The organism is Acinetobacter sp. H1(2024) (assembly GCF_046557555.1).
GTDB lineage: Bacteria > Pseudomonadota > Gammaproteobacteria > Pseudomonadales > Moraxellaceae > Acinetobacter > Acinetobacter seifertii.
Window position 1 is genome coordinate 375,003 of the sequence record NZ_JBKGFO010000001.1, and the last position, 23,925, is coordinate 398,927.

Annotated in this window: 23 protein-coding genes; 6 read left to right on the plus strand and 17 right to left on the minus strand. The window is 38.4% G+C overall.

Features of this window, described 5'->3' with window-relative positions; all coding sequences use genetic code 11:
* Positions 1-22 precede the first annotated feature (22 nt).
* Positions 23-1,294 carry a sigma-54 interaction domain-containing protein gene (locus ACLCEG_RS01740; protein ID WP_410565311.1) on the plus strand — a complete coding sequence of 424 codons (1,272 nt, stop codon included), beginning with the start codon at positions 23-25 and terminating at the stop codon, positions 1,292-1,294.
* Positions 1,295-1,364: 70 nt separating this feature from the next.
* Complete coding sequence (locus ACLCEG_RS01745) at positions 1,365-2,276, plus strand: bestrophin family protein (protein ID WP_151683059.1); 912 nt, start codon at positions 1,365-1,367, stop codon at positions 2,274-2,276.
* 47 nt (positions 2,277-2,323) lie between these two features.
* On the opposite strand, the gene ACLCEG_RS01750 is transcribed toward ACLCEG_RS01745, so the two are convergent.
* The 6 genes from ACLCEG_RS01750 to ACLCEG_RS01775 are packed head-to-tail and all read right to left on the minus strand — an operon-like array spanning position 2,324 to position 9,170.
* Positions 2,324-3,382: a 2,3-butanediol dehydrogenase gene (locus ACLCEG_RS01750; protein ID WP_410565314.1), complete on the minus strand. Its 1,059-nt coding sequence runs from the start codon at positions 3,380-3,382 to the stop codon at positions 2,324-2,326.
* 29 nt (positions 3,383-3,411) lie between these two features.
* Entirely contained in the window at positions 3,412-4,197 is a 786-nt protein-coding gene (locus tag ACLCEG_RS01755; RefSeq protein ID WP_410565317.1) for an acetoin reductase, read from the minus strand.
* Positions 4,198-4,223: 26 nt separating this feature from the next.
* On the minus strand, positions 4,224-5,627 hold the full coding sequence (lpdA, locus tag ACLCEG_RS01760) for a dihydrolipoyl dehydrogenase (RefSeq protein ID WP_410565319.1): 1,404 nt from the start codon (positions 5,625-5,627) through the stop codon (positions 4,224-4,226).
* Positions 5,628-5,637: 10 nt separating this feature from the next.
* Entirely contained in the window at positions 5,638-7,173 is a 1,536-nt protein-coding gene (locus ACLCEG_RS01765) for a 2-oxo acid dehydrogenase subunit E2 (RefSeq protein ID WP_410565321.1), read from the minus strand.
* A gap of 1 nt (position 7,174) precedes the next feature.
* Complete coding sequence (locus tag ACLCEG_RS01770) at positions 7,175-8,194, minus strand: alpha-ketoacid dehydrogenase subunit beta (protein WP_104918891.1); 1,020 nt, start codon at positions 8,192-8,194, stop codon at positions 7,175-7,177.
* Between the two features lie 13 nt (positions 8,195-8,207).
* Positions 8,208-9,170: a thiamine pyrophosphate-dependent dehydrogenase E1 component subunit alpha gene (locus tag ACLCEG_RS01775; protein WP_410565324.1), complete on the minus strand. Its 963-nt coding sequence runs from the start codon at positions 9,168-9,170 to the stop codon at positions 8,208-8,210.
* A gap of 363 nt (positions 9,171-9,533) precedes the next feature.
* Here ACLCEG_RS01775 and lipA point away from each other — a divergent pair, with 363 nt between their 5' ends.
* On the plus strand, positions 9,534-10,520 hold the full coding sequence (gene lipA, locus ACLCEG_RS01780) for a lipoyl synthase (RefSeq protein WP_410565326.1): 987 nt from the start codon (positions 9,534-9,536) through the stop codon (positions 10,518-10,520).
* Between the two features lie 156 nt (positions 10,521-10,676).
* Complete coding sequence (locus ACLCEG_RS01785) at positions 10,677-11,816, plus strand: transcriptional regulator (RefSeq protein WP_410565329.1); 1,140 nt, start codon at positions 10,677-10,679, stop codon at positions 11,814-11,816.
* 48 nt (positions 11,817-11,864) lie between these two features.
* Here the strand turns inward: ACLCEG_RS01785 and ACLCEG_RS01790 are convergent, their stop codons facing one another.
* Positions 11,865-12,617, minus strand: a complete 753-nt coding sequence (locus ACLCEG_RS01790) for a TenA family transcriptional regulator (protein ID WP_019459076.1) — start codon at positions 12,615-12,617, stop codon at positions 11,865-11,867.
* 321 nt (positions 12,618-12,938) lie between these two features.
* Here ACLCEG_RS01790 and ACLCEG_RS01795 point away from each other — a divergent pair, with 321 nt between their 5' ends.
* Positions 12,939-14,168, plus strand: a complete 1,230-nt coding sequence (locus ACLCEG_RS01795; protein ID WP_410565331.1) for a GGDEF domain-containing protein — start codon at positions 12,939-12,941, stop codon at positions 14,166-14,168.
* Positions 14,169-14,267: 99 nt separating this feature from the next.
* On the opposite strand, the gene aroC is transcribed toward ACLCEG_RS01795, so the two are convergent.
* From aroC to ACLCEG_RS01830, 7 genes are all read right to left on the minus strand, one after another.
* Positions 14,268-15,359, minus strand: coding sequence for a chorismate synthase (aroC, locus tag ACLCEG_RS01800; RefSeq protein ID WP_004701801.1), 1,092 nt, complete (start codon positions 15,357-15,359; stop codon positions 14,268-14,270).
* Between the two features lie 12 nt (positions 15,360-15,371).
* Complete coding sequence (prmB, locus tag ACLCEG_RS01805; RefSeq protein ID WP_216133648.1) at positions 15,372-16,376, minus strand: 50S ribosomal protein L3 N(5)-glutamine methyltransferase; 1,005 nt, start codon at positions 16,374-16,376, stop codon at positions 15,372-15,374.
* A gap of 237 nt (positions 16,377-16,613) precedes the next feature.
* The gene (gene trpB, locus ACLCEG_RS01810; RefSeq protein ID WP_410565334.1) at positions 16,614-17,819 is read right to left on the minus strand and encodes a tryptophan synthase subunit beta; all 1,206 of its coding nucleotides are present in this window, start codon (positions 17,817-17,819) and stop codon (positions 16,614-16,616) included.
* Between the two features lie 36 nt (positions 17,820-17,855).
* Entirely contained in the window at positions 17,856-19,043 is a 1,188-nt protein-coding gene (locus ACLCEG_RS01815) for a vWA domain-containing protein (RefSeq protein WP_327741530.1), read from the minus strand.
* Between the two features lie 15 nt (positions 19,044-19,058).
* On the minus strand, positions 19,059-19,910 hold the full coding sequence (locus ACLCEG_RS01820) for an AAA family ATPase (protein WP_004701808.1): 852 nt from the start codon (positions 19,908-19,910) through the stop codon (positions 19,059-19,061).
* A 29-nt stretch (positions 19,911-19,939) separates the two neighbouring features.
* A complete protein-coding gene (locus tag ACLCEG_RS01825) occupies positions 19,940-20,326 on the minus strand; it encodes a hypothetical protein (RefSeq protein WP_019459071.1) in 387 nt (128 codons plus the stop codon).
* A complete protein-coding gene (locus ACLCEG_RS01830; protein ID WP_004701812.1) occupies positions 20,319-20,624 on the minus strand; it encodes a YcgL domain-containing protein in 306 nt (101 codons plus the stop codon). Before ACLCEG_RS01830 ends, ACLCEG_RS01825 begins: the two co-directional genes overlap by 8 nt.
* Before the next feature lie 435 nt (positions 20,625-21,059).
* Here ACLCEG_RS01830 and ACLCEG_RS01835 point away from each other — a divergent pair, with 435 nt between their 5' ends.
* Entirely contained in the window at positions 21,060-21,224 is a 165-nt protein-coding gene (locus ACLCEG_RS01835) for a hypothetical protein (protein WP_000086293.1), read from the plus strand.
* A gap of 73 nt (positions 21,225-21,297) precedes the next feature.
* Here ACLCEG_RS01835 and ACLCEG_RS01840 read toward each other — a convergent pair whose 3' ends face one another.
* The 3 genes from ACLCEG_RS01840 to ACLCEG_RS01850 form a co-directional block, all read right to left on the minus strand.
* Positions 21,298-21,633, minus strand: a complete 336-nt coding sequence (locus ACLCEG_RS01840; RefSeq protein WP_410565338.1) for a hypothetical protein — start codon at positions 21,631-21,633, stop codon at positions 21,298-21,300.
* 131 nt (positions 21,634-21,764) lie between these two features.
* Positions 21,765-22,031: a hypothetical protein gene (locus tag ACLCEG_RS01845; RefSeq protein ID WP_004701816.1), complete on the minus strand. Its 267-nt coding sequence runs from the start codon at positions 22,029-22,031 to the stop codon at positions 21,765-21,767.
* A 498-nt stretch (positions 22,032-22,529) separates the two neighbouring features.
* Positions 22,530-23,654 carry a ribonuclease D gene (locus ACLCEG_RS01850; protein ID WP_068934503.1) on the minus strand — a complete coding sequence of 375 codons (1,125 nt, stop codon included), beginning with the start codon at positions 23,652-23,654 and terminating at the stop codon, positions 22,530-22,532.
* Between the last annotated feature and the right edge of the window lie 271 nt (positions 23,655-23,925).

The following is a 23,925-nucleotide window of genomic DNA, read 5'->3' on the forward strand; positions in this document are numbered from 1 at the left end:
AAACGATTGTGAAACATATAAAATGGCAAAGCTAAATTTTGAGTCAGAACAAGATTTTTATATTTTATTTGAGCAACTTAAGGCTTTATTCCCAAATGCGAGTCTGTTTTTAGCAGATACAACGACTCAAGCAATTCACTATAAATTTAACACAGATGACATTTCTGTTGAGAGCATGGCAGCGCTTACTCAAGATCATCACAATCAATATCTCGAAATCAATACTCCTAAAATGAGAAAGCGATTTATCTATCAAGAACATGATATTTATATTGCCGAGCATCGGATTATTGGGAAGCTACATATTTTACAGCCGATAAGCAATGAAAATGACATTACAGAACCGTTAGAAATAACAGAGCAATTGAAAGACTTAGCCAAAGTTTTTAATAGCTGCTCACCAGAAATGGCTCGTATGTTTTCGATTATTCAAAGAGTAGCTATAACTGAGTTTCCAGTGCTTGTCCGCGGTGAATCTGGCAGTGGTAAAGAATTGGTAGCAAAAGCCATTCACGATTATAGCCAGCGCAAAAACAAAATTTTTGTGGCGATTAACTGTGCTGCTCTTAATGCCAACATTTTAGAAAGTGAGCTGTTTGGACATGTTAAAGGTGCTTTCACAGGAGCAATTCGTGACCATAAAGGCGTGTTTGAACGTGCCGCTGGCGGAACACTGTTTCTGGATGAAATTGCCGAGATTCCTTTAGAGCTTCAAGCTAAATTATTACGAGTGTTAGAAACAGGTGAATTTACGCCTGTAGGTGGTGAAAAACCGATTCAAGCAAATGTCCGAATTATTACTGCAACACATAAAGCTTTACGCGAAGAAGCTAAAGCCGGACGGTTCCGTCATGATTTACTCTACCGTTTACGCGTAATTCCAATTTTTATACCACCACTCAGAGAACGAAAAGTCGATATTCCACTCATTGTCGATCAGATTTTAAAAGAAAGCTCAACTCAACTCGACACCATGCCTCATCATGTCAATCAAAAAGCTATGCAAGTTCTTTTAAATTATGACTGGCCAGGAAATGTTCGTGAGCTTAAAAACACCCTACTTTATGCGTTAACGATGGCAAATGGTAAGGATGAGATTGAAGTTGAAGATTTACCAAATGAACTTTTAAATGCTGACGATTACGTTAAATTGCCTGAGACAAATACCGAGCTTAGTCCAGAAAATGTGCAAGTTGCTTTAGAAAAATATGACCATAACCTAAATATGGTTGCTAATATTTTTGGCATTAGCCGTACAACGCTTTGGCGATATAGACAAAAACATAAGCTTTAGCTAGGTATTTGTTAGATCTAAGGCGTATCATATTGCAGTTGGTTAGTTCCATTAAATTCAAAGGCTTTCTATGATTGTTCGCGATAAAAGCAACGTTTTTAAACTCTTATTTGCATGGAAAGGAACAGTTCTGCCCAAGGTCTTGCCAGCATTGAGTTTTGTTGTATTTATTTCAGCATGTGTAGTTTGGCTTTCTTATTATCATTGGATTCAAATTCCTACTGTACCCGCAATTGGATTTACAATCTTTGGTGTGATTCTTTCCATTTGTACGGGTTTTAGAAATAACGCCTGTTATGACCGTTGGTGGGAAGGCCGCAAACTTTGGGGTGCATTAATTGCTAATGCCAGACATATTGTTAGAGACAGCCATGTTCTCACCAATGAACAACGTGAACATTTAATTCATCAGGTCTTAATTTTTAGTAATTTACTACGTGATCGACTGCGCCAGCAAACCGCTGAACCGACCAAATTTCTTGAACATGCGTATTTAAATAACTCTTCACTTGATTATTTAAATGAACATATTAATGCGCCTCAGTTTGTACTCGAAAACATTCAAAAAGATTTAGTTAAAATACTAAAGGACGGCGAAATTAGTGACATTATCTATAGTACGCTAAATCGACATATTATTGAGTTAGGCAATATTCAAGCGGGTTGTGACCGTATTGCAGGTACACCTTTACCCTACTCTTATTCTGTACTTTTACATCGCGCTGTTTATTGTTTCTGTTTCATATTACCATTTAGCCTTGAAGCAGCTTTAGGTATTTGGACACCGCTTATTGTTGGCTTAATCGCTTATATGTTTTTAGGGCTAGATGCTTTAAGTGCTCAAATTGAAGAACCTTTTGGGTTACAAGAAAATGATTTACCGCTCGATTCTATTGTGCGTTTGATTGAACGTGAGTCTCTAAGCTCTTTAGGACAGCCATTACCTCCTATTATTGAAGCCAAAAATAACAATTTACTTTAATAAAAAAGAGCGATGATTCGCTCTTTTTTACAGCCTTAAGTTTCTATTTAGGGTTGTACAATAATCTTAACTGCCGACTCATTGTTATGAATTAAGGTTTCAAAACCTTGTGAAATCAAATCATCCAGTCGAATACGCTGCGTAATAAAAGGTTCAAGATTTATTTTACCTTCTTCAACCAGTTTAATCGTCTCCTGATGGTCATTTACATAGGCAATTGTGCCTCGTACATCAAGCTCTTTCATTACCACACTATGCACATTAATTGATGCTGGATGGCTCCAAATCGAAACTATGACAATCACACCAGTTGGTTTCACTGCTGCAACTAAAGTATCTAATACCTTGTTAACGCTACTACATTCAAATGCGACATCGACACCATCGCCATTGGTAATTTTCATAACCTCAGAAACAACATCAACTTCAGATGGGTCTAAAATATAATCTGCGACTCCCGACTCTTTGGCTTTTTCTTTACGTTTTGCACTGAGCTCAGTAATGATGACTTTAAGACCTTTCGCTTTTAAAATTGCCGAAAGCAATAAACCAATTGGCCCAGCACCGCCCACCAGTGCAATATCACCAGCCTTTGCACCACTACGCACGAAAGCATGGTGCCCCACCGATAACGGTTCAATTAAGGCTGCCTGATCCAGTGGAATTTTATTGGAAATTGGGTGTACCCAACGGCGTTTAACTGCAATTTTTTCCGATAAACCACCACCACGACCACCTAAACCAATAAAGTTCATATTTTTGGAAAGATGATAATTATCGCCCGGTCCAGTCGGTACATCATCGGCCACAATATAAGGCTCTACCACCACATGCTGACCAATTTCAATGTCATCAACACCTTCACCTACAGCATAGACAACACCTGAAAACTCATGGCCCATGGTAATCGGTGCAGATTCACCTGAAATAGGATGTGGATGTCCACATGGTGGAATAAAAATTGGCCCTTCCATAAATTCGTGCAAATCTGTACCACATATTCCACACCAAGCTACCTTAATGCCTACAGTGCCGGGACTGACTTCTGGTTCAGGGATATCTTCAATACGAATATCGCCTCTGTCATAAAAACGCGCTGCTTTCATTATTATCTCCCTCAAATCAGGATGTTGTTTTAGCGATAGACTATTCCACCGTCCGTTAAAATGGATTGACCCGTAATATAGTCTGAATCTTCACTTGCCAGAAAAGCAACTAATGCAGCCACATCATCTGGTGTTTGGGCTCTACCTAAAGCAATGCCTTCTACATACTTTTTATAAGTTTCACCTATAGTAGCACCAGTAATTTCAGCAAAACGTTTATCAATTTCAACCCACATGTCTGTTCCGACAATTCCGGGGCAATATCCATTTACCGTAATACCATGACTGGCATATTCTTTTGCCGCAGCTTGCGTAAGTGCTCGTACCGCAAATTTGGTTGCCGAGTAAATACCGAGTAAAGCAAAACCATCATGGCCTGCAATTGAGCAAGCATTAATGATTTTACCTTTATGTTGGCGTTGCTTAAATTTTGCCGCAGCCGCTTGAATACCCCAAAGTACGCCACCAATATTGATATCGACTATTTTTTGAAATTCATCAGGTGTGATATCCGCAATCGCCTGAACCTGTGCAATTCCAGCATTATTAATCATGACATCAAACCCGCCAAGTGCCAGCTCAGCATGATTTATAGCGGCGTATACTTGCTCGCGGTCACTTACGTCAGCAATAAATGTGCTCGCATTTACACCTAAAGCCTGAATTTCCTGCTGCACATCGTTCAGTCGATCTTGTTTCATATCCACTAATGCAATATGTGCCCCTTCTTGCGCCAAGCGCAGGGCAATCCCACGGCCAATGCCTTGAGCTGCCCCCGTCACTAAAACGACTTTATTTTTTAATCCCTTAACCATGTTCAACTCCTGTAAATGCAGAATTTCTACATATGAATCGCTCGTTGCATTGAAGCTAGAATGGATTCATGCATGGCTTCTGATAAGGTTGGATGCGGAAAAATCACCTGAGCTAAACTTTCATCAGTTGCTTCTAGGTATTTGGCAATAGCAAATCCTTGGATATGTTCGGTTACTTCATGGCCTACCATATGTGCACCAAGCAGTTCGCCCGTTTCTGCATGAATAATAGTTTTCACAAAACCTGACGCATCTCCAATTGCCAAAGCTTTGCCATTTGCAGTTAAAGAGAACTTTCCGATTCGTATAGGTAGATTCTGAGCTTTTGCTACGTTTTCAGTTAAACCAATACTCGCCACTTGTGGATGTGTAAAAATACAACCCGGTATCTGACTACGATCGAGTGAATGTACGTTTGCCACATCAGCAATTTTCTCGACACATATCATGGCTTCATGGCTTGCTTTATGGGCAAGACACGGTGCTCCAGCAACATCCCCAATGGCATAAAGCCCTGCTACATTGGTTTTACAATATTCATCAATTGCCACAAAACCTTGTGGATTTAGTTCTACACCTAAACGTTCTATTCCTAGCCCCGTGGTATTAGGCTGTACACCAATTGCCGAAAGCACACGGTCAAAAATAAGCGTTTGAATGTCATTTGCCGTTTCAACCACACAGTGAACTTGACCATTTTCAATTTGAATACTTTGAACAACAGCATCGGTTAAGACCTTCATTCCTTTTTGTTCAAATTGCTTTCTGACAAATTGAGCTACTTCCGCATCTTCAGTCGGTAAAATTTGCTTGGCTAAATCAATAAGCGTGACCTGACATCCCAAGTCTTGATAAAGGCTAGCAAACTCACTACCAATTGCACCTGAGCCAACAACCAATAAGCTTTTTGGTAACTGCTCTGGAACCAGTGCTTCTTTATAGCTCCAGACATATGTTCCATCGACAGGAAGTTGAGGAACATGTCGAGCTTTAGCTCCAGTTGCCAAAATAATATGCGGTGCACTTAAGGCTTGACTGTTCCCTTGAGCATCGGTCACTTCAATTTTTTCTTTCACTGTAAGTTGAGCGCGACCACTAAAAACAGTGACCTGATTCTTTTTCAACAAGTAATCGATGCCTTGTACTAATTGAGCTGATACTTGTCGGCTATGTTGCACAAGCTTTTGGATATCAAAATCGAGTTGGGATACCTGAAAACCAAACTGTCCGGCATGTTTAAACTGGGTTGCGAGCTCTGCCCCTGCAAGCAAAGCTTTGGTTGGAATACAGCCCCAATTTAGACAAATTCCGCCTAAATGTCGCTCTTCTACAATTGCGGTTTTTAACCCGAGCTGGGCTGCACGAATTGCAGCCACATACCCACCCGGTCCCGCGCCAATCACAATTAAATCAAATTGAGCTTCTGACATGCGGGTTCTCCTATACCAAAATTAAAGCAGGGTTTTCAACAAACTGTTTAAAGCTGGCCAAGAATTTCGCCCCAACTGCGCCATCAATGACTCGGTGATCGCATGACAACGTCGCTGTGACAATCTCACGAACCACTACATTACCATTTTCAACAACAGCACGTGATTCAGAAGCACCTAATGCCATAATTGCACCTTGCGGTGGGTTAATAATCGCATCGAACTGTTTAATGCCTAACATTCCTAAATTTGAAATGCTAAAGCTGCCGCCCTGAAACTCATCAGGTTGTAACTTGCCAGTCTTAGCACGGGTTGCTAAATCACGCATGTCCTCGGAAATCTGTGCTAACGACTTCTGATTTGCTGCTTTTACAATCGGTGTAATTAAACCGTTTGGAATCGCTACGGCCACCGAAATATCCGCTTGAGAGAACTGTAAAATTGATTGAGTCGCCTCATCAAATTGAACGTTCACCTCAGGTACTTTAATCAGCGCCGCTGCCGCCGCCTTAATGAGCATGTCATTAATAGAAAGTTTCACTTGTGGAACAGTCTCATTAATCTGCTTACGTAAATTTTGCAAAGCTTCTACGTTTAGATCGACCACTAAGCGAAAATGTGGTGCATTACGTTTTGCAGCCTGTAGCCGTGAAGCAATAGCTTTACGCATCCCATTCATCGCTACAGTAGTAACGGTCAATTGTTGTTGAACAGCACATTGAGTAGATTGTTCATTTACCGATGCAGGGTTATTACGATAGTAAACCGCTTCAACATCTTCTTTACAGACCCGACCACGAGTACCTGAAACACGGCAATCATTTAGGTTAATGCCCCACTGTTTTGCTAAACGGCGTGCTACAGGCGTTGCTAAAACTTGGCTATCATCGGCCTTAGATTTAACTACTTTAGCTTGAGTTTGCTGCTTAACATCAGGCCACTGACCACCAGCAGCTTGTACAGCTTTCTGGATGTCTTGAACACTAATACGTCCTTCACGACCAGAACCTGTGACTTTTGCCAAGTTTACATTGTGCTTTTCTGCAAGCTTTAACGCATGTGGTGTTGCAAACAAATCATCAGATGTTTGATAGCCTTGTAATGGCTCTGGTACAGCGTAGTCACCTTTAGCAGCCTTTACTGGAGCTGAAGCACTTGCAGCTACAGACTGTGGTTGTTCTGTTTTTTCAACAACAGGTGCAGATGTTTCCGCCTTACTTTGCTCCGAAGGTGCTTCCGGGGCTTTAGGTGCTGAACCACCTAGTGATGCAATAAACTTTTCAACTTCTGCATCAGAAATTTCACTTTCAGCACATACCGCAATAAGCCCACCAACAGGTAAAGTATCACCATCTTTCGCTAAAATTTTACGGAGCGTTCCAGCAAAAGGCGCTTCTAATACATTGACGATTTTTGTGGTTTCAATTTCACAAATTTCATCGCCTTTATTAAAGCTATCGCCTTCTTTAATCAACCATTGGGCGATCGTGCCTTCTTCCATGGATAATCCCCATTTTGGGATCTCCAGCGTTTTAATTTCGCTCATCCTAAGCCTCCAATGTTTTTCGCACAGCTTGCTCAATACGCTCTACACTTGGAATCCATTCTTTTTCTAAAACTGGAGAGAATGGAACAGGCGTATGTGGTGGCGTTACGAGTTCAACAGGTGCTTTCAAATAGTGGAAACCTTTTTGAGCAATCAGTGCAGCCACATCATGACCAAAACCACAGCGTGCTGCTGATTCATCCACAATGACCACGCGTCCAGTTGATGCAACAGACTCTAAAATTCCTTCTTCATCCAGAGGTGAAATTGTGCGAGGGTCTACCACTTCAACCGAAATACCATCTTTTGCCAGTTTGTCCGCTACTTCATTGGCACGGTGTACCATCAGACCTAAAGCAATAATGGTCACGTCTGTCCCTTCGCGGGTGTAATTTGCTACACCAAAAGGAATGGTATAGACATCATCTGGAACTTCACCTTTAATGTCGTAAAGCATTTTATGTTCACAGAACACCACAGGGTCATCATCACGAATAGCCTGAATTAATAGCCCTTTCACATCATATGGGCTAGATGGAACCACAACTTTTAAGCCCGGAACCGCTGCAAATACGTTATATGGTGACTGCGAATGCTGGGCTGCCGCAGAAAAACCTGCGCCAATCATGCCACGTACAACCATTGGCGCTTTTGCTTTTCCACCGAACATATAACGGAATTTAGCGGCTTGGTTATAGAGCATGTCATGGCACACGCCATAGAAATCCATAAACATTAAGTCAGCAACGGGACGTAAACCTGTTGCAGCAGCACCAGCGGCCATACCAATAATTGCAGACTCGGTAATTGGCGTATCAATAACACGTTCAGAACCAAATTCTGTCCATAAACCTTTGGTTACGCCGAGTACACCACCGAAACCTTCTAACTGGTTTTCTTCAGTGTTTTTACCGCCGTGCCCACCGCGAACATCTTCACCAACAACAAATACGGTTGGATCACGGCGCATTTCTGATTCAATGGCTTCTTTAATTGCATTACGAAAACTTTTATTTGGCATCTTTACTATTCCTTTAGTAAGAGACATAGACGTCAGTAAGGAGTTGTTCTGGTTTTGGGTATGCCGCAGCACGGGCTTTTGCAACGGCATCATCAACATTTGCCTTAGAAGATGCATCAATCTCGTCTAGTTTGGCTTCATCAATTTTGCCTTTGACTTTTTCGCGGAAAATTTTCAAAGGATCTTTGTTTTCTTTAATAAACTCGACTTCTTCCTTAGAACGAATCAAGCCAGGGTCACCTTCGAAATGGCCATAAAAACGGTTTGTAATGGTTTCAATCACACTCGGACCTTCACCACGGCGTGCACGTTCAATGGCAGTTTGAGCGGCTTCGTAGACGGCAAAGAAATCGCTACCATCAACTTTAACCGCAGGTAAACCAAAACCTGCTGCACGACCAGCTATGTCCTTACTTCCTACAGCGTAATCATGACCAGTCCCCTCGCCAAAACCGTTATTTTCAAAAACGAAAATCACTGGAAGTTTAAGAACAACAGCCATGTTCATCGCTTCAAAAGTAAGGCCTTGGTTTGAGCCACCATCACCTGTAAAAGACAGTCCGACGCCACCAGTCTTTAAGGTTTTTGCTGTCAAAGCTGCACCAATTGCTAAAGGAGGTCCACCACCCACAATCCCGTTGGCACCGAGCATACCTTTATCTAAATCGGCAATATGCATAGAACCGCCTTTTCCACGGCAGAGTCCGTCATCTTTACCAAAAATTTCCAGCATCATGGCGTGAATGTCACAGCCTTTTGCAATACAGTGTCCATGTCCACGGTGTGTTGAAGTGATATAGTCTTTGTCGGTTAAGTTTTCGCAAATCCCAACTGCAACAGCTTCTTCTCCGCTATATAAATGAATAAAACCGGGAATATCACCATTGGTATTTTCTTCGTGAAGTCTATCCTCAAATTCACGAATATCACGCATGCGTTTGTATGCTGCGAGTAATTGCTCTTCCGTTAATTGCATATCCTTTTCCTTTATTATCTTGATTATTGAAAATCAACCAAGTTTCAGCGAGAGTTATATATTTCGCTATAAATAATAAAGCTCAATTTAATTTAATATGCTATTAGACTAAAAATTTTAAAATAAGATTTTTAACTATTAATTTTTATTTTTCACAAACTTACAATTCAAAAATAAAATCAAAAAATTTTAATTCATTTCATCAACTTATAAAACAAACCTTTAACCAACCTTTGTTAATTTATAATATTTGCTGTGCACTGTGTGTATTAATAAATTCATTTTTTATTATTTTTATAAATTAAGATTCTATTATACACAACCTAATTTCAAATGAATTTAATATAAAATGGAATTTTATATATGAACTTAAAAAGGCAAATAGAGACAGGTATTAAATTAAGAGGAATAGATAAAGTTTCTCGTATTCCGATTAAGATTTTACCTACCGAAGAATTACCTAAAAAACCAGAATGGATTCGAGCAAAAATAACGGATTTCGAAGAAATTCAACGTATCAAAAATTTATTACGTCAACAAAAACTACATAGTGTTTGCGAAGAAGCCGCATGCCCAAATTTACCTGAGTGTTTTGGTGGCGGTACGGCAACATTTATGATTATGGGAGATATTTGTACAAGACGATGCCCTTTCTGCGATGTAGCTCATGGTCGTCCAATGCCTTTAGATGAAAATGAACCTAAGCATCTGGCAGAAACAGTCGCCAACCTAAACTTAAAATATGTCGTGATTACCTCTGTAGACCGCGATGATCTACACGATGGTGGCGCAGCACATTTTGTAAAATGCATTGAAGAAATCAGAAACCGTTGTCCAGAAACGCTGATTGAGATTTTAGTCCCTGACTTTCGTGGTCGTTTAGAAACTGCACTTTCGACATTAAGTTTATCGCCACCCGATGTTTTTAATCATAATATCGAGACAGTGCCACGTTTGTATAAAGCGATGCGCCCTGGTTCGGACTATCAGCATTCGTTAAATTTATTAAAACGTTTTAAGAAATACTGTCCAGATATTAAAACCAAATGTGGTCTGATGGTTGGATTAGGAGAAATTGAGGCTGAGGTGCTTGCTCTACTCAATGATTTAAAAGATCACGATGTAGATTTAATCACTATTGGGCAATATCTACAGCCATCAAAGTCACATGCCCCTATTCATCGTTTTGTCCATTTAAAAGAATTTGAAAGATACACTCAGCATGGAAAGCGTTTAGGCTTTAAAAATATTTGGAGTGCACCAATGGTACGCTCTAGCTATTTTGCCGATCGGCAATACTTTGGTGAACCTGCACCGAAGCCATTTTCAAGAGAAGATGTTTTGTCTTAAGAAAAGATGAAATAACAAAACTTATCCAATTGGCTAATGGTCAAACCCATTAAAACTATTTAAGGTAAATGAAATAAGAGGAAATTGTCACAATAATAAAGTTAAACCTGTTGAGCGGCTAAGGATACGCCATTTCAACGATAAAGGAATTTCGATATGGATATGTCAAAACAACTATTATTTCCTTCTACAGATAACCTTCCGTCTTTCTTTAGAACGGAAATGACCTCTGAAACAGCCTATTCAGTGAAAAAGCCGTCACTCGATTTAGATGCAGCCCCTTTATTTGATCTTGATCAGGAATGGCAACATTCCTTATTTGGTCGTTCAATCCAAGAGTGCCATAGAAATTTGATGCATATTGCTGAAGATGCGGATATGGCAATTGGCGTGACAGATCCTCACGGTACTTTACTCTGGACATGGAGTAGTACACCTATGCGTTCATCTGCTGAACAAGTCCACTTTGTTGAAGGTGGGCAATGGTCTACTCAAGCGGTTGGTCAAAATGCAATTGGTCTTGCACTCAATACACATTCAGCAAGCTGTGTTTACTCACATGAAAACCAGATGAACAGCGTTAGAGACTGGGTCTGTTATGCAGCCCCAATCACCGATGCAAACACAGGCCAGTTTTATGGCATTATGAACTTATCAACTAAGTATCAAAAGCATAATTCACTTGGAATTTTAGCAGTTGAACGATGTGCAGATATTGTAAAACAAGCCATTCAACTTCATCAAAAAAACATTTTATATATTAAGGCTCTAGGCACACCTAAAGTTCAATACAATCAACATGGCTTAACACTCACGCAGCGCCAAATCGAAATATTATGTATTCTTGCCTTGTGTCCAGAAGGTATAAACTTAGAAGAACTGCACTACGCTTTATATGGCGACCGCCCAGTGAGTACAACCACTCTAAAATCTGAACTCTCTCAACTTCGGAACTTAATTCCAGATGTTATCGAGTCACGGCCATATAGGCTCAACTGTGAAATTCAATGTGACTTTCTTATGGCTGAGCAGGCGTTAAACCTAGGGTTTACTGCAACCACCTTAACACTCTACAGAGGTAGCTTTTTAGCCAAATCAGAAAGCCCATTCTTATGTGCTTGGAGAGATTGTTTTGATGCTCGATTGAGCCATGTGATTTATCAAATTGATGATATAGATCAACTATTACGTGTAGTCAGTCGTGTGCCTGATCGAGTTGATGCTGTTGAACGCTTACTTGAATTATTACCTGAAGATACACCTTATAGAGTAAAGCTTTTAAAATTGCTTGAATAAAATAAAAGGGAGAATATTGTATAAATATTCTCCCTTTTCAAGATCAGCTTAAGCAGAAGCTTTAAGCTGTATCCTATAGCAATCATCTAAAGCCAGCTCGTAATAACGCAATCCTTCTTCAGCAGCATGAAATGCTTTTTGCTGCCAATCGGGTCGGTCATTCGACAAACGTTTAATCAACTCCATGGCTTCATAAGGATGTAAATCATCATAATGCGCATGGGCACGCAACCAAGCTAAAGAGCGCTTATCAATCGTGACTTCAGGGTGATCTGTATAAGCATGAATACCTTTATAGACTTGAATAGACCAGTCACCTGTCGCCCATTCAATTGCTAAGTTGGTGGCAGCTAAACATTCAGCTAAATTACCACGATGACTCATATTCCATAGAAAATGGTTCACCGCATTCATTGCAGCTGGTGGTCGTACGCTATCAAGCTGTTCTATAGTTAATCCAAAACCTTTAGCCCAATCACGATACCACCGCAAATGGCGTTCTTCGACTTTAATATTTTGAATTAACCAGTCTCGTGCTTCCGTTACACCTGGTTCAGCAAAAGCAGTCGCTTTAGCTAATGCACCAGCCATATATGATGGAAAGTGCGCTACTAATGGATAGAAATTAAGTAATGCATAACGGAAACTCTCTAGGCTCAATCCCCCATTGGCCATTTCAGTAAAAAACGGATGTTTACTGACTCGCTCCTTAACTGGTAAAAGATCATCCCAAAATCGCTGAGACCATTCATTATGCGCTGTAATTTCTAAATTCATTCCATATTGATTTAAAGCAGTCATTGCTAATTTTCCTATTTATATGACAGCAATCATCTGTACTTCACGGCTATAAGTCTATCCGAAAATGATAAAGATACAATCTTTAATCGACCATTTGTCATTTTTTCTCAAAGGTTTGGGGTCTTTAGATAATTGTGACGCTAATCATTGAAATGTCGTGATTTTTATCACAATTAGAGAGTATAAAAATCATTACTTTTTTAAAAAATCTGTATTATTATTTTTAAATAATCCACACATTATATAACCAATACTTTTAGATGGAACTTTAATAAACCAAGTCTCATTTTATGCCAACTTCCAATATAGAGAGCATTAATTATGAAGTTGCAAGGTTCCAATATATTGGGACAGGAACAAATAGATTTATTAACCACACGCGGATTAAATTTCCTCAGGTTTCCAAAGCAACTTGAAACGATTTATCGTTTTCAATATCAAGAAGGTGCGGCCTATGAGTTTCGCTATAGAGCACCTATTATTTTAATATTATATTTATTTTTAAGCTTTGGTATATACCAAGTTTTACCGACTGAACAAGTTTTATCCTGGTTAAACTATTATTCTTGGGTGGGTATAATAGTTTTAATTGCATGGATTTTATCATTTATTAAAAAATTAAATCAGTGGTTTGATTATTATGTCGGAATTGGCTCTGCTTCCGCCGTTGCTATCACCTTTATTTTAATTAACGTTTTAGAAAATGGCCAAGATAATGTTCTTTTTCATGCAGCGATGATGTATGCAATTGTGATTATCTACGGTGCTGTAGGTATGCGCTTTTATACTGCCATTATTGCCGGATGGGTTGGTGGTTTTGTTGGTATTTTAGTCAGTACTTATGTAAAAGGTGACATTGATTGGACCTTTTTAAACCGTACATATACGTTTAGTAGTTTCTTAGGGATGACCCTTGCTTACGCAACAGACCGTCAACACCGAGAAAACTATTTACAAAACTGTATGATTGAGCTCAACCGTATTGAACTTATGCAACAAGCGCAACAGCTATCTTTACTTTCACAACAAGATGCTTTAACTGGGCTTGCTAACCGACGTTATCTTGATGAAACACTAGATAATGAATGGCGACGTGCACTACGCCATGAAACACCACTGACTATTATGATGGTTGATATCGACTTCTTTAAGTCATATAACGACACCTTGGGCCATCTTAAGGGTGATCAGTGCTTAAGAGATATTGCTACTTCAATTTCATCTATTGCCGCTCGTAGTGGAGATTTGGTTGCTCGTTATGGTGGTGAAGAGTTTTTACTTCTTTTCCCTATGACAAACCCACAACAGGCTCAAATTCAAGTTGAAAGATTAATGAACGCAATTAAAAAAATTGCAATTGTTCATCCATGTAGCAGTGTTTCACCGTATGTAACCATTAGTGTGGGTGTCGCAACGACTGTTCCGCGTTTAAATGATTCAATTTCTGCTTTTGTTAGCCGTGCTGATCATGCACTCTATCAAGCAAAAACAAATGGTCGTAATCAATATCAAATTGCTGTAAATGAAGAACAAATTGTAGACTTAACTTAGTTATTTATAAGTCTATATAATTAAAAAAATTGCTATCAATAAATAAAAAGCCACATACTTTAAATTATGTGGCTTTTCTTAATTCAATCAGAGCTATGGCTAAGGTTCAATCGGAGCAAATGGAGGAACAACATCTGCATTTTGAGCACGATGGCGTAGGAAATGATCCATTAAAACAATAGCCAGCATTGCTTCCGCAATTGGAGTTGCTCGAACGCCGACGCACGGATCATGACGGCCTTTAGTTAATACATCAGTATCTTCACGATTTAAATTAATCGTTTTGCCTGGAGTAGTAATACTTGCTGTTGGTTTTAGGGCAATCGCTACACGAATGGTTTGACCACTTGAAATACCACCCAAAATTCCACCAGCATGATTTGCTAAGAAGCCATGACTCGTCAATTCGTCACGTGTTTCATGACCAAACTGTCCAGCAACTGCAAAACCATCACCAATTTCTACACCTTTCACCGCATTAATACTCATCATTGCATGTGCAATGTCAGCATCTAAACGGTCAAAAACAGGCTCACCCCAACCTACAGGAACTTTCTCAGCTAAAATTTCTAACTTAGCGCCACAGCTTGTACCTTGTTCACGTAAAGAAGTAACCAATGCTTCAAAGCGAGAAACAGCATCTACATCGCCACAGAAAAATGGATTATTTGGAACTTCATTCCAATCTAGTTTCTCAGTAACTTCATTACCAATTTGAGTGACGTGACCACGAATCAAGACACCAAATTTTTCTGCTAAATATTTCTTGGCAATAGCACCTGCTGCAACACGCATAGCAGTTTCACGAGCACTTGAACGACCACCACCACGATAATCACGGAAACCATACTTTTGTGTATAGGTATAATCCGCATGGCCCGGTCTAAAGGTTTGCGCAATATTTCCATAATCTTTCGATTTTTGGTCAGTATTACGAATGAGTAAACCAATTGGAGTACCTGTGGTTTTCCCTTCAAATACACCTGAAATAATTTCAACCTGATCAGGTTCTTTGCGTTGAGTTGCAAATTTCGATGTACCAGGCTTACGGCGATCCAAGTCTATTTGCAGATCTTCTTCGGTCAATGCAAGGCCCGGTGGCACGCCATCAACAATTGCCATTAAGCCAACACCATGTGATTCACCACATGTAGTTACACGAAAGAGTTGTCCAATAGTGTTCCCTGCCATACGTACAACTCCTTAAGATTGTTCTACAAATAATTTTCTATAACGACGACATTGTTCTGCGGTCAAAGCAAAAATACCTGAACCGCCTTTTTGGAAAGTAAGCCAGTTGAAATCAATTGTATTAAAGTTCTGACGCATTGCCCATTCAGAGTTACCCACTTCAATGACAATTAAACCATCTTCTGTCAAATAATCTGCTGCTTGAGCAAGCATTTTACGAACTAAGTCTAAACCATCTTGACCTGCTGCCAATGCAAGTTCAGGCTCATGTAAAAACTCTTCTGGTAGGTCAGCCATATCTTCGGCATCAACATATGGCGGGTTACTTACAATTAAATCGTACTGATTTTCAGCTGGAATCTTGGCGAATAAATCAGATTCAAGTAACGCAACTTGATATTGCTTATTGTGGTGTTCAACATTAATTGAGGCTACTTCTAAAGCTTCTTTAGAAATATCTGTTGCATCCACTTCAGCATCTGGATAAGCATAAGCTAAAGCCACAGCAATACAACCAGAACCTGTACACATGTCTAAAATACGTTGCGGAGTTTTAGGTTTGGTATTTTCTGGTAAGTTGTTGAGCGCTTCACGCATTTGACCATTTTCATCTAAGCAATATGGTGCAAAACGTTGCTCAATTAACTCTGCAATTGGTGAACGAGGAATAAGTACGCGTTCATCAACATAAAATGGCTTATTGAAGAAGTAAGCTAAATTTAATAAATAAGAAGTTGGAATACGGTCATTAATACGACGCTCCAGCAAGCTTAAGAATTCTGCTTTTTCACTTGGTAAAAGTTTAGCATCTAGAATTTCTGCATCTGCTGACCATTCAAGAGATAAGGTTTGTAAAACTAATGCAGAGCTTTCTGCAAAATAATCTTCAGTACCTTGTCCTAAATGTGCATCATGTTGACGTAATGCTGATACCCCAAAACGAATAAAGTCTCGAATTGTTGATAAATTTTCAGCAGCTTCCTGTAAATGTTCAGGGCTAATCGTCGGTCGCTCCACTTAGGCGTCTCCAAAGGCAAATTTTGCAAAGTGACTATTCTACTGAGTGAGACAAAGCAACGCAACGCTTTGCCTTGTGAACCAGTGTTTTACATCTCAATCTATAGAAATCACGGCTTTAAATTAGAATACTTTGTTTTAATTAAGAAATAATGAACTTTATAAGTAGCGCAATATGTAGTCTCTGAAACAAAAAAGCGGCCTTTAAATACTGACCGCTTATGAACTCTAGTTGGCTTAAAGCTTAAGCTTTTCTGCAACATAATCGGAGTCTTTATCTCCTCGTCCAGAAAGATTCACCACAATCATGGTTTCTTTCGGCAGCTTTGGCGCTTCACGAATTGCCCATGCAACAGCGTGTGAGCTTTCAAGCGCTGGAACAATTCCTTCTACACGAGAAAGTGTCATAAAAGCATCTAAACATTCTTGGTCGGTTGCAGTGCTATATTCAACACGACCTAAATCTTTTAAGAAACTATGTTGTGGCCCAACACCCGGATAGTCTAGTCCTGAAGCAATAGAATGCACTGGTAAAGGTTCACCAGCCTCATTTTCAAGCACATAACACGCCATACCATGAATTTGGCTTGGTTTACCTAAAGTTAAGGTTGCCGAGTGCATATTGGTGTCTACCCCATGTCCAGCTGGTTCAACCCCAACAAGTTTTACGTCTGAGTCATTTAAAAACGCAGTAAACGCACCGATAGCATTTGAACCGCCACCAACACATGCCACCACATAATCTGGATTTTTACCAAAGCGATGGTGCGTTTGATCTTTAATTTCATTACCAATAATAGATTGAAAATCTCGAACCATTTTAGGAAATGGATGTGGTCCAACCACAGAACCAATGGCATAAATAAAGTTTTTAGGGTCTTTTAAATATTCTTCAAATGCGCTATCTACCGCATCTTTTAAGGTTGCTGTACCACGTGTAACTGCTACCAAATGTGCACCCAAAATTTTCATTTTGACAACATTTGGATGTTCCTTTTCAATATCAACTTGGCCCATGTGAATTTCACACGGAATACCCACTAAAGCACACGCTGTTGCCAAAGCAACTCCATGTTGACCTGCTCCAGTTTCAGCAATGACTTTCTTTTTGCCCATATATTTAGCAAGTAAAGCTTCACCTAAGCAGTGATTAATTTTGTGGGCACCCGTATGATTTAAGTCTTCACGCTTTAAATAAATTTGTGCGCCGCCTAACTGTTCAGATAGACGCTTTGCATGAAATAAGGGACTTGGACGGCCTACATAATTCGTAAAGAGGTCTGATAGTTCATTTTGAAATTCAGCTGTATGGCGAATTTCTTCATAAGCAACATTAATTTCATCCATTGCTTCTTTTAAATGTGGAGGAATAAATTGCCCTCCATATTCACCAAAAAATCCTTGTTCATTCGGCAAAGCAATACCGTTAATTTGATGTTGCATATCATCCCTCTTTTTAAATTATTAAAGTTATCAAGTTTATCGAGAAAGGTAACGCGTTAAATCCTCAATGCCTTTTAGGGTCATTGGATACATATGGTTTTCAAAAATCTCTTTAATCCAACCAATTGTTTGAGTGTAATGCCAATACCCTTCTGTTTCAGGGTTTAACCACGCTGTTTTATCAAAATGCTGACGTAGGCGACGTAACCAAACTTCACCTGTTTCATCATTCATATATTCAACCGAGCCACCTACTGATTTCAGCTCATACGGTGCCATACTGGCATCACCGACTACAATTACCCGATAGTCGCGTCCGTAAGTATGAAACAAATCCCATGTATTCATGCGGGTTGCTGTTCTGCGGTAGTTATCTTTCCAGACATAGTCATAGAGACAATTATGGAAATAAAAGTATTCAAGTGTTTTAAATTCTGTTTTAGCTGCGCTGAATAACTTTTCACATTGGGCAATATGAGCATCCATTGAGCCGCCCACATCAAACAACATCAATACTTTGATTCGATTACGGCGCTCTGGAACCATTTGAACATCCAAGATACCTTGCTTGGCTGTTTCCCGAATTGTTCCGTCAACATCTAGCTCTTCAGCAGCCCCTTGACGGGCAAATTTGCGTAAACGTCGTAACGCAATTTGCATCTGACGAGTTCCAAGGACTTGGTCGTCATCTAGGTTTTGGTATTTACGCTGTTCCCAGACTTTAACCGCCGAACGTTTACGCCCCGGCCCACCAATTCTGACGCCTTCTGGATGGTCACCAAAAGCGCCAAAAGGTGATGTTCCACCTGTGCCAACCATACGGTTACCACCTTGGTGTTTTTTATGCTGTTCGCGTAAGCGTTCCTCTAGCATTTTCATCAGTTCTTCTAAAGAGCCTGCTTTTTGAAGTTCAGCTCTTTGCTCTGGTGTTAAATGCTTTTCGAGAAGTTCTAAATCGAACCAGTCTTTTGGTAATTTATGGACTTGCTTGAGTAATTCATCGATATCAAAGGTTTCTATGCCATCAAAGTAATCTTTTATGGCACGGTCAAACTTATCAAAAAAGCGTTCATCTTTAACTAAAATGGTTTTAGCAAGCTGATAGAACTCTTCCTGATCGGCAAAAACTAAACCTTCACTTACTGCACGGTTTAAGTCAATGAGCTCACGTGTAGTAACTGGAACACCGTATTTACGTAAGGTGTAAAATAACCGCACAAACATGGGTTATTCCCTCCTTTAACGTCGTGACATGAAAGCCAAACGTTCAAGCAGTTGCACATCTTGCTCGTTTTTAATGAGTGCGCCATACAAAGGTGGAATCGCTTTTGATGTATCTCGATTACGTAATACATCTTCAGGCATATCATCTGCCATAAGCAGACTTAACCAATCGATTAATTCTGAAGTAGATGGTGGTTTCTTCAAATTAGGAATTTCACGGAGTTTGAAGAAAACTTGAAGTGCTTCATTTACTAAGGTTGCAGAGATACTTGGGAAATGTACCGAGATAATTTCACGCATAGTTGCTTCATCTGGAAACTCAATGTAGTGGAAGAAGCAACGACGCAGGAACGCATCTGGTAATTCTTTTTCATTATTTGAAGTAATAATTACGATTGGACGTTGAGTAGCCGTAATCGTTTCGCCTGTTTCATAAACATAAAAAGACATCTTATCAAGTTCATGTAACAAGTCATTTGGAAACTCGATGTCTGCTTTATCAATTTCATCAATTAAAAGCACACAACGCTCTTCACTGGTGAAAGCTTCCCACAGTTTACCGGGCTTAATATAGTTCTTAATATCGTAAACACGATCATCACCGAGTTGGCTATCACGCAAGCGGGACACAGCATCGTATTCATATAAGCCTTGCTGTGCTTTAGTCGTTGACTTGATGTGCCAAGTGATGAGTTTTAAACCTAGACTTTCTGCAACTTGCTCAGCAAGTAAAGTTTTACCTGTACCTGGCTCACCTTTAACCAATAAAGGCTTTTGCAAAGCACGAGCTGCTTTTACAGCAAGTTTAAGACTATCAGTCGCGATATATTGATCTGTACCGGTAAAATGTTGGGTATCAGCAGACATGTAGAGACCTTATTTTTCTATTTCAATGGTTAGATGGAACGCATGCTCTTGTTTGTTGAATATTTTGACCAACAATAGCCAATAACCAAACCTAGACCAACCACAAACAGAATTAAGGATAAATTTGACCAGATTAAAGGACTGTCTTTAGTTAACACACCAAACAGTAAACCAAAAATAGCTGGTGCTACAGATGCATTAGGCCCTTCCGAAACGGTTGGCGTCAATAAAATAGCAAACACAACTAACCAGCTTATTGCGCCAAAAGTAGTCGGTAAGCGACGCATTAAACGCCACCAACACCACAAAGCAATAAGAGCGCCAACGCCATAAGCTGTTAAAGCAATGATTTCCTCAGGAATTGCATCGAGAGAAGAAAGTAATTGATTTAAAACTCCAGCTTGATCTTCACGCACCACGTAAGCCCTCTGGTTCAACTGCATTTGGGTTAATTAACCCTTCTGGCGGCATCTGAATAAAGAAACCTTTTGTTTGTAATGAGTCTAGAACATGTAAAACATTTACACGCGCTAATTTACGTGTTGGAGCCAATTCTAAATGCATGACAAACGTTGCACGACCAAATGCTTGTAAAACAGCTTCTGGAACTTTTTCAAACGGATCAGTTTGCTCCGTATCATCAGGATAGTTTGGACGAGCAATATAAATGTACATTTCATCTTTTTTGCTCGATCTATAAATATCACAGTGCATTTCAAATCAACTCTTGAACTAAGGACAGCATACATGAAAAAAAACAACAGACACACGCAGGTTTGTTTACGCATCAGTCGTTTTTTCTTTTCTTGCGAAATATTAACCCACAACAATCATTAAGGTCGACAAATAACTTTTAATTTTCTAAAGTTTTAAATTTTCTACCTTTAATAACCTATTAATTTTACATAAAAAATCCTTTGAACTACTTTTATAAAATGAAAAAATTACATTTTGAAAACAATCAAACTTTAATTTAACTGAAGTTAATCCAGTTTAATTTATTGAAAATTATAAATTTAATTTAAATTCTGCTTTAAATTAAACCTTGGTAAGCTTTAACTTATGCATACAGGATAAGACATTATTTAACCGATTATAAATTCGGATGTGTTTCAATAACTATAGATCTATAAATAGGAGGTCTATGCTATGTCTCGTGGCGATAAATCATCTTATACAGCAAAGCAAAAGCGTCAGGCTAAACATATTGTTGAGAGTGAAGTAGATAGAGGTCATTCTCAAGAAGAAGCTGAACGTATTGCATGGTCTACCGTCAATAAACAAGATGGCGGTGGTAAGAAAAAATCACATTAAAATTACCACTAGATACTTCTTTGGTTAACTTGATGACTAAAGAAGTATCCTACTAATAAGCTAAACAAAGATTTTAAAAGACTCTTGAGCCTTGCATATAATCATTACTCACCTGATTTAACGCACTCAAAATTAAGCTGTCATCTTGAGTAAGTAAGGCCTCATTTAAATGACTCATGTAATCCATTAATGTTTCTTTTGAAGCTTGCGCAAACTCGGTAGTCACTGCTTCATCTTCATATAAGATTACATAACTACGAGCAAACCCATAAATAAGATAAGTCGCTGATTTTTGGTTTAGATCTGAAGATTGTTTTAGATACTGCTCACACGCATTTTTTAAGTTTTTAAATGCATCTGTACCAGTAGATTGATTTTTGAAAGATGAAAGTATTGTTTGGAAGTTCATATCCATATTCCACTCAAAAAGTAAAGCTATAGAAGAAGTACAAGCCTGTCAAACAATATATTGTTTTTTATAAATTTAGATTGTAAAAAATTATAAGAAACGCCCTAAAGTATGGGCGTCTGATAAAAAATTTAGAAACTAACTTCAATATTGACTGTTGTACCAGACTGTTCAATATTGGTTGAAACATTAAAACCTCGAGCTTTTAGCTCTTCTTCTACTTGGGTAATATGTTCAGGATGTAAGGCATCTATTGGAAATTGAAACACTGCTCGGCGTTTACCTTCTTTGGAAATTTCCTCAGTTCCAGATAAGATTTTTTCTAACAATATTGTTTGATCAATTTTTACATCTTTAGCATTTTTTCTTGCCTGTTCAGCATTAAAATTATTAGTCATGTTTATCTCTCTAGTTATTAGTAAGCTTTATTTATAGCATAAAAAATTAATTTCAATATTAACTTATTATTGATTTTAAAAACTTTTTAAGATTGCACAAATAAAATTAGAGGCCTTCTCTCCCCGAGAAGGCCTCTATATTTCTGCACCGAAACAAACTTATAGTTATATATTATTTATTTTGAAATTGTTTTTCTTGCTGCCAAGAATATACAGACCTGTATATATACGCAATTGAATTTTTCTCATGAATAAAGTTAATTTAATTCAGCATAGGTATATATAATTAAGATTAACTTATATTTATAGTAATTAAACTTTAAAAAAGCCCACTAATATAAAGCAAAGCTAAATAAAAAATTAAGTTCATAAAACTGTGCTTATAAAAGAGTCTTATTTTAAAGTAATATTAACAAGCATTATTTGAATAAATATTAACCAAACAAACTATGTCTTAGATACAAGGAGTTTATTTGAACTAAAAACACCTTTATAAATTTAAAATAAGAGACTTGCCTTCTCTTCTGTAAATAGCTCAATAAGCGGTTTGGTGAGTAATTCGTAACGCCATCCCAACAAGTAATCAGGTAAATCTTGTTCGTCACCTTTAGAAAGCACATGCTGATGAATCGCATTTAACCATTTCTTACGAAGCAAAACTTCTTTTGGAATGGAGGTTTGCTCTATAGCATTAGCAATTAACGCATCCATTTTATCTAAAGTTTCTTTTGAAGTAATTTTAAAAGGTTTAGCAATTTTAGCTGGCCATTGCCCTTCTACTGGTAAGTCTTTTAAAAGATCCAGAATAATCTTGCCATATTCACGAACAACATTTGGACGAATATCTCTGACTTGAGATAATTGAAAATTATTACGCGGATTCTTTTCGACTAAATCAATCATTGTCGAGTTTCTAAGAACAAAACTACGTGGCTGGTTAGTTGCTTTAACTATATGTTCGCGCCATTCACTCAAATTTTGCAACTGCATTAATTGACGACGCGAATGTCTATAATTCCCTACATCTGTATAAAGCAATGAAGTTGGTGTTTCACTAATAATTTCTTTGGTGAGACTACTGCAATCTTCAACAACATAGTCGTAAAGCCCTTTTTGCTTAAGCTGCTCCTGAATATGGGTAGCCAATTGCATAAGATATAAAACATCATTTGCAGCGTAACATAGCTGTTGAGGAGATAAAGGTCTCGCCAACCAGTCTGAACGTGTTTGATCTTTTTCAATGTCAATGTCTAAACAAAGCTTTAAAGCACCTTGATAGCTGACTTGTAAACCATGTCCGAGAAAAGAAAGTCCAACTTGAGTATCAAAAACATTTAACAGGTTTTGTTCATCGGCATAGTGGTAAATTAAATCGATATCTTCACTACATGCGTGAAAAATATTTTGTTGAGCAACAAAGATTTTTTTCCAAAACTCAGTTAAATCTAACGATACCCCATCCAACAAATATACGTTTTCGTTGACATTGACCTGACATACTCCAAGTTTAGGCCAAAGGGTGTCAACCTTAATAAATTCTGTATCAAGTCCATATGTTGAACATTGATCCATTTGTTGAAGAACATCAACCAATTCGGTTTGCTGTTGGATAAACTGAAACATGCTTTCTCAAGTAAATGCAAAGAGTGCTTTAAACTCTGGTATATATAACATAGCAATAGAAAAATGCTACTGAATCTCGGATGAATAATCTATTTTTGAACAATTTCCCTAAAAAGAGATAATTTTTTGATCATTATTTTAAAGTTTTTCAATTTAACACCCTTATAAAATTTATTTTTCCACAACCGCTTCTTTTTAATTTATATATTCACTAAGTAATTTTTAAAAATATACTTTTGTCTTTTAAAACTATTTTTAATAATAGGATTGA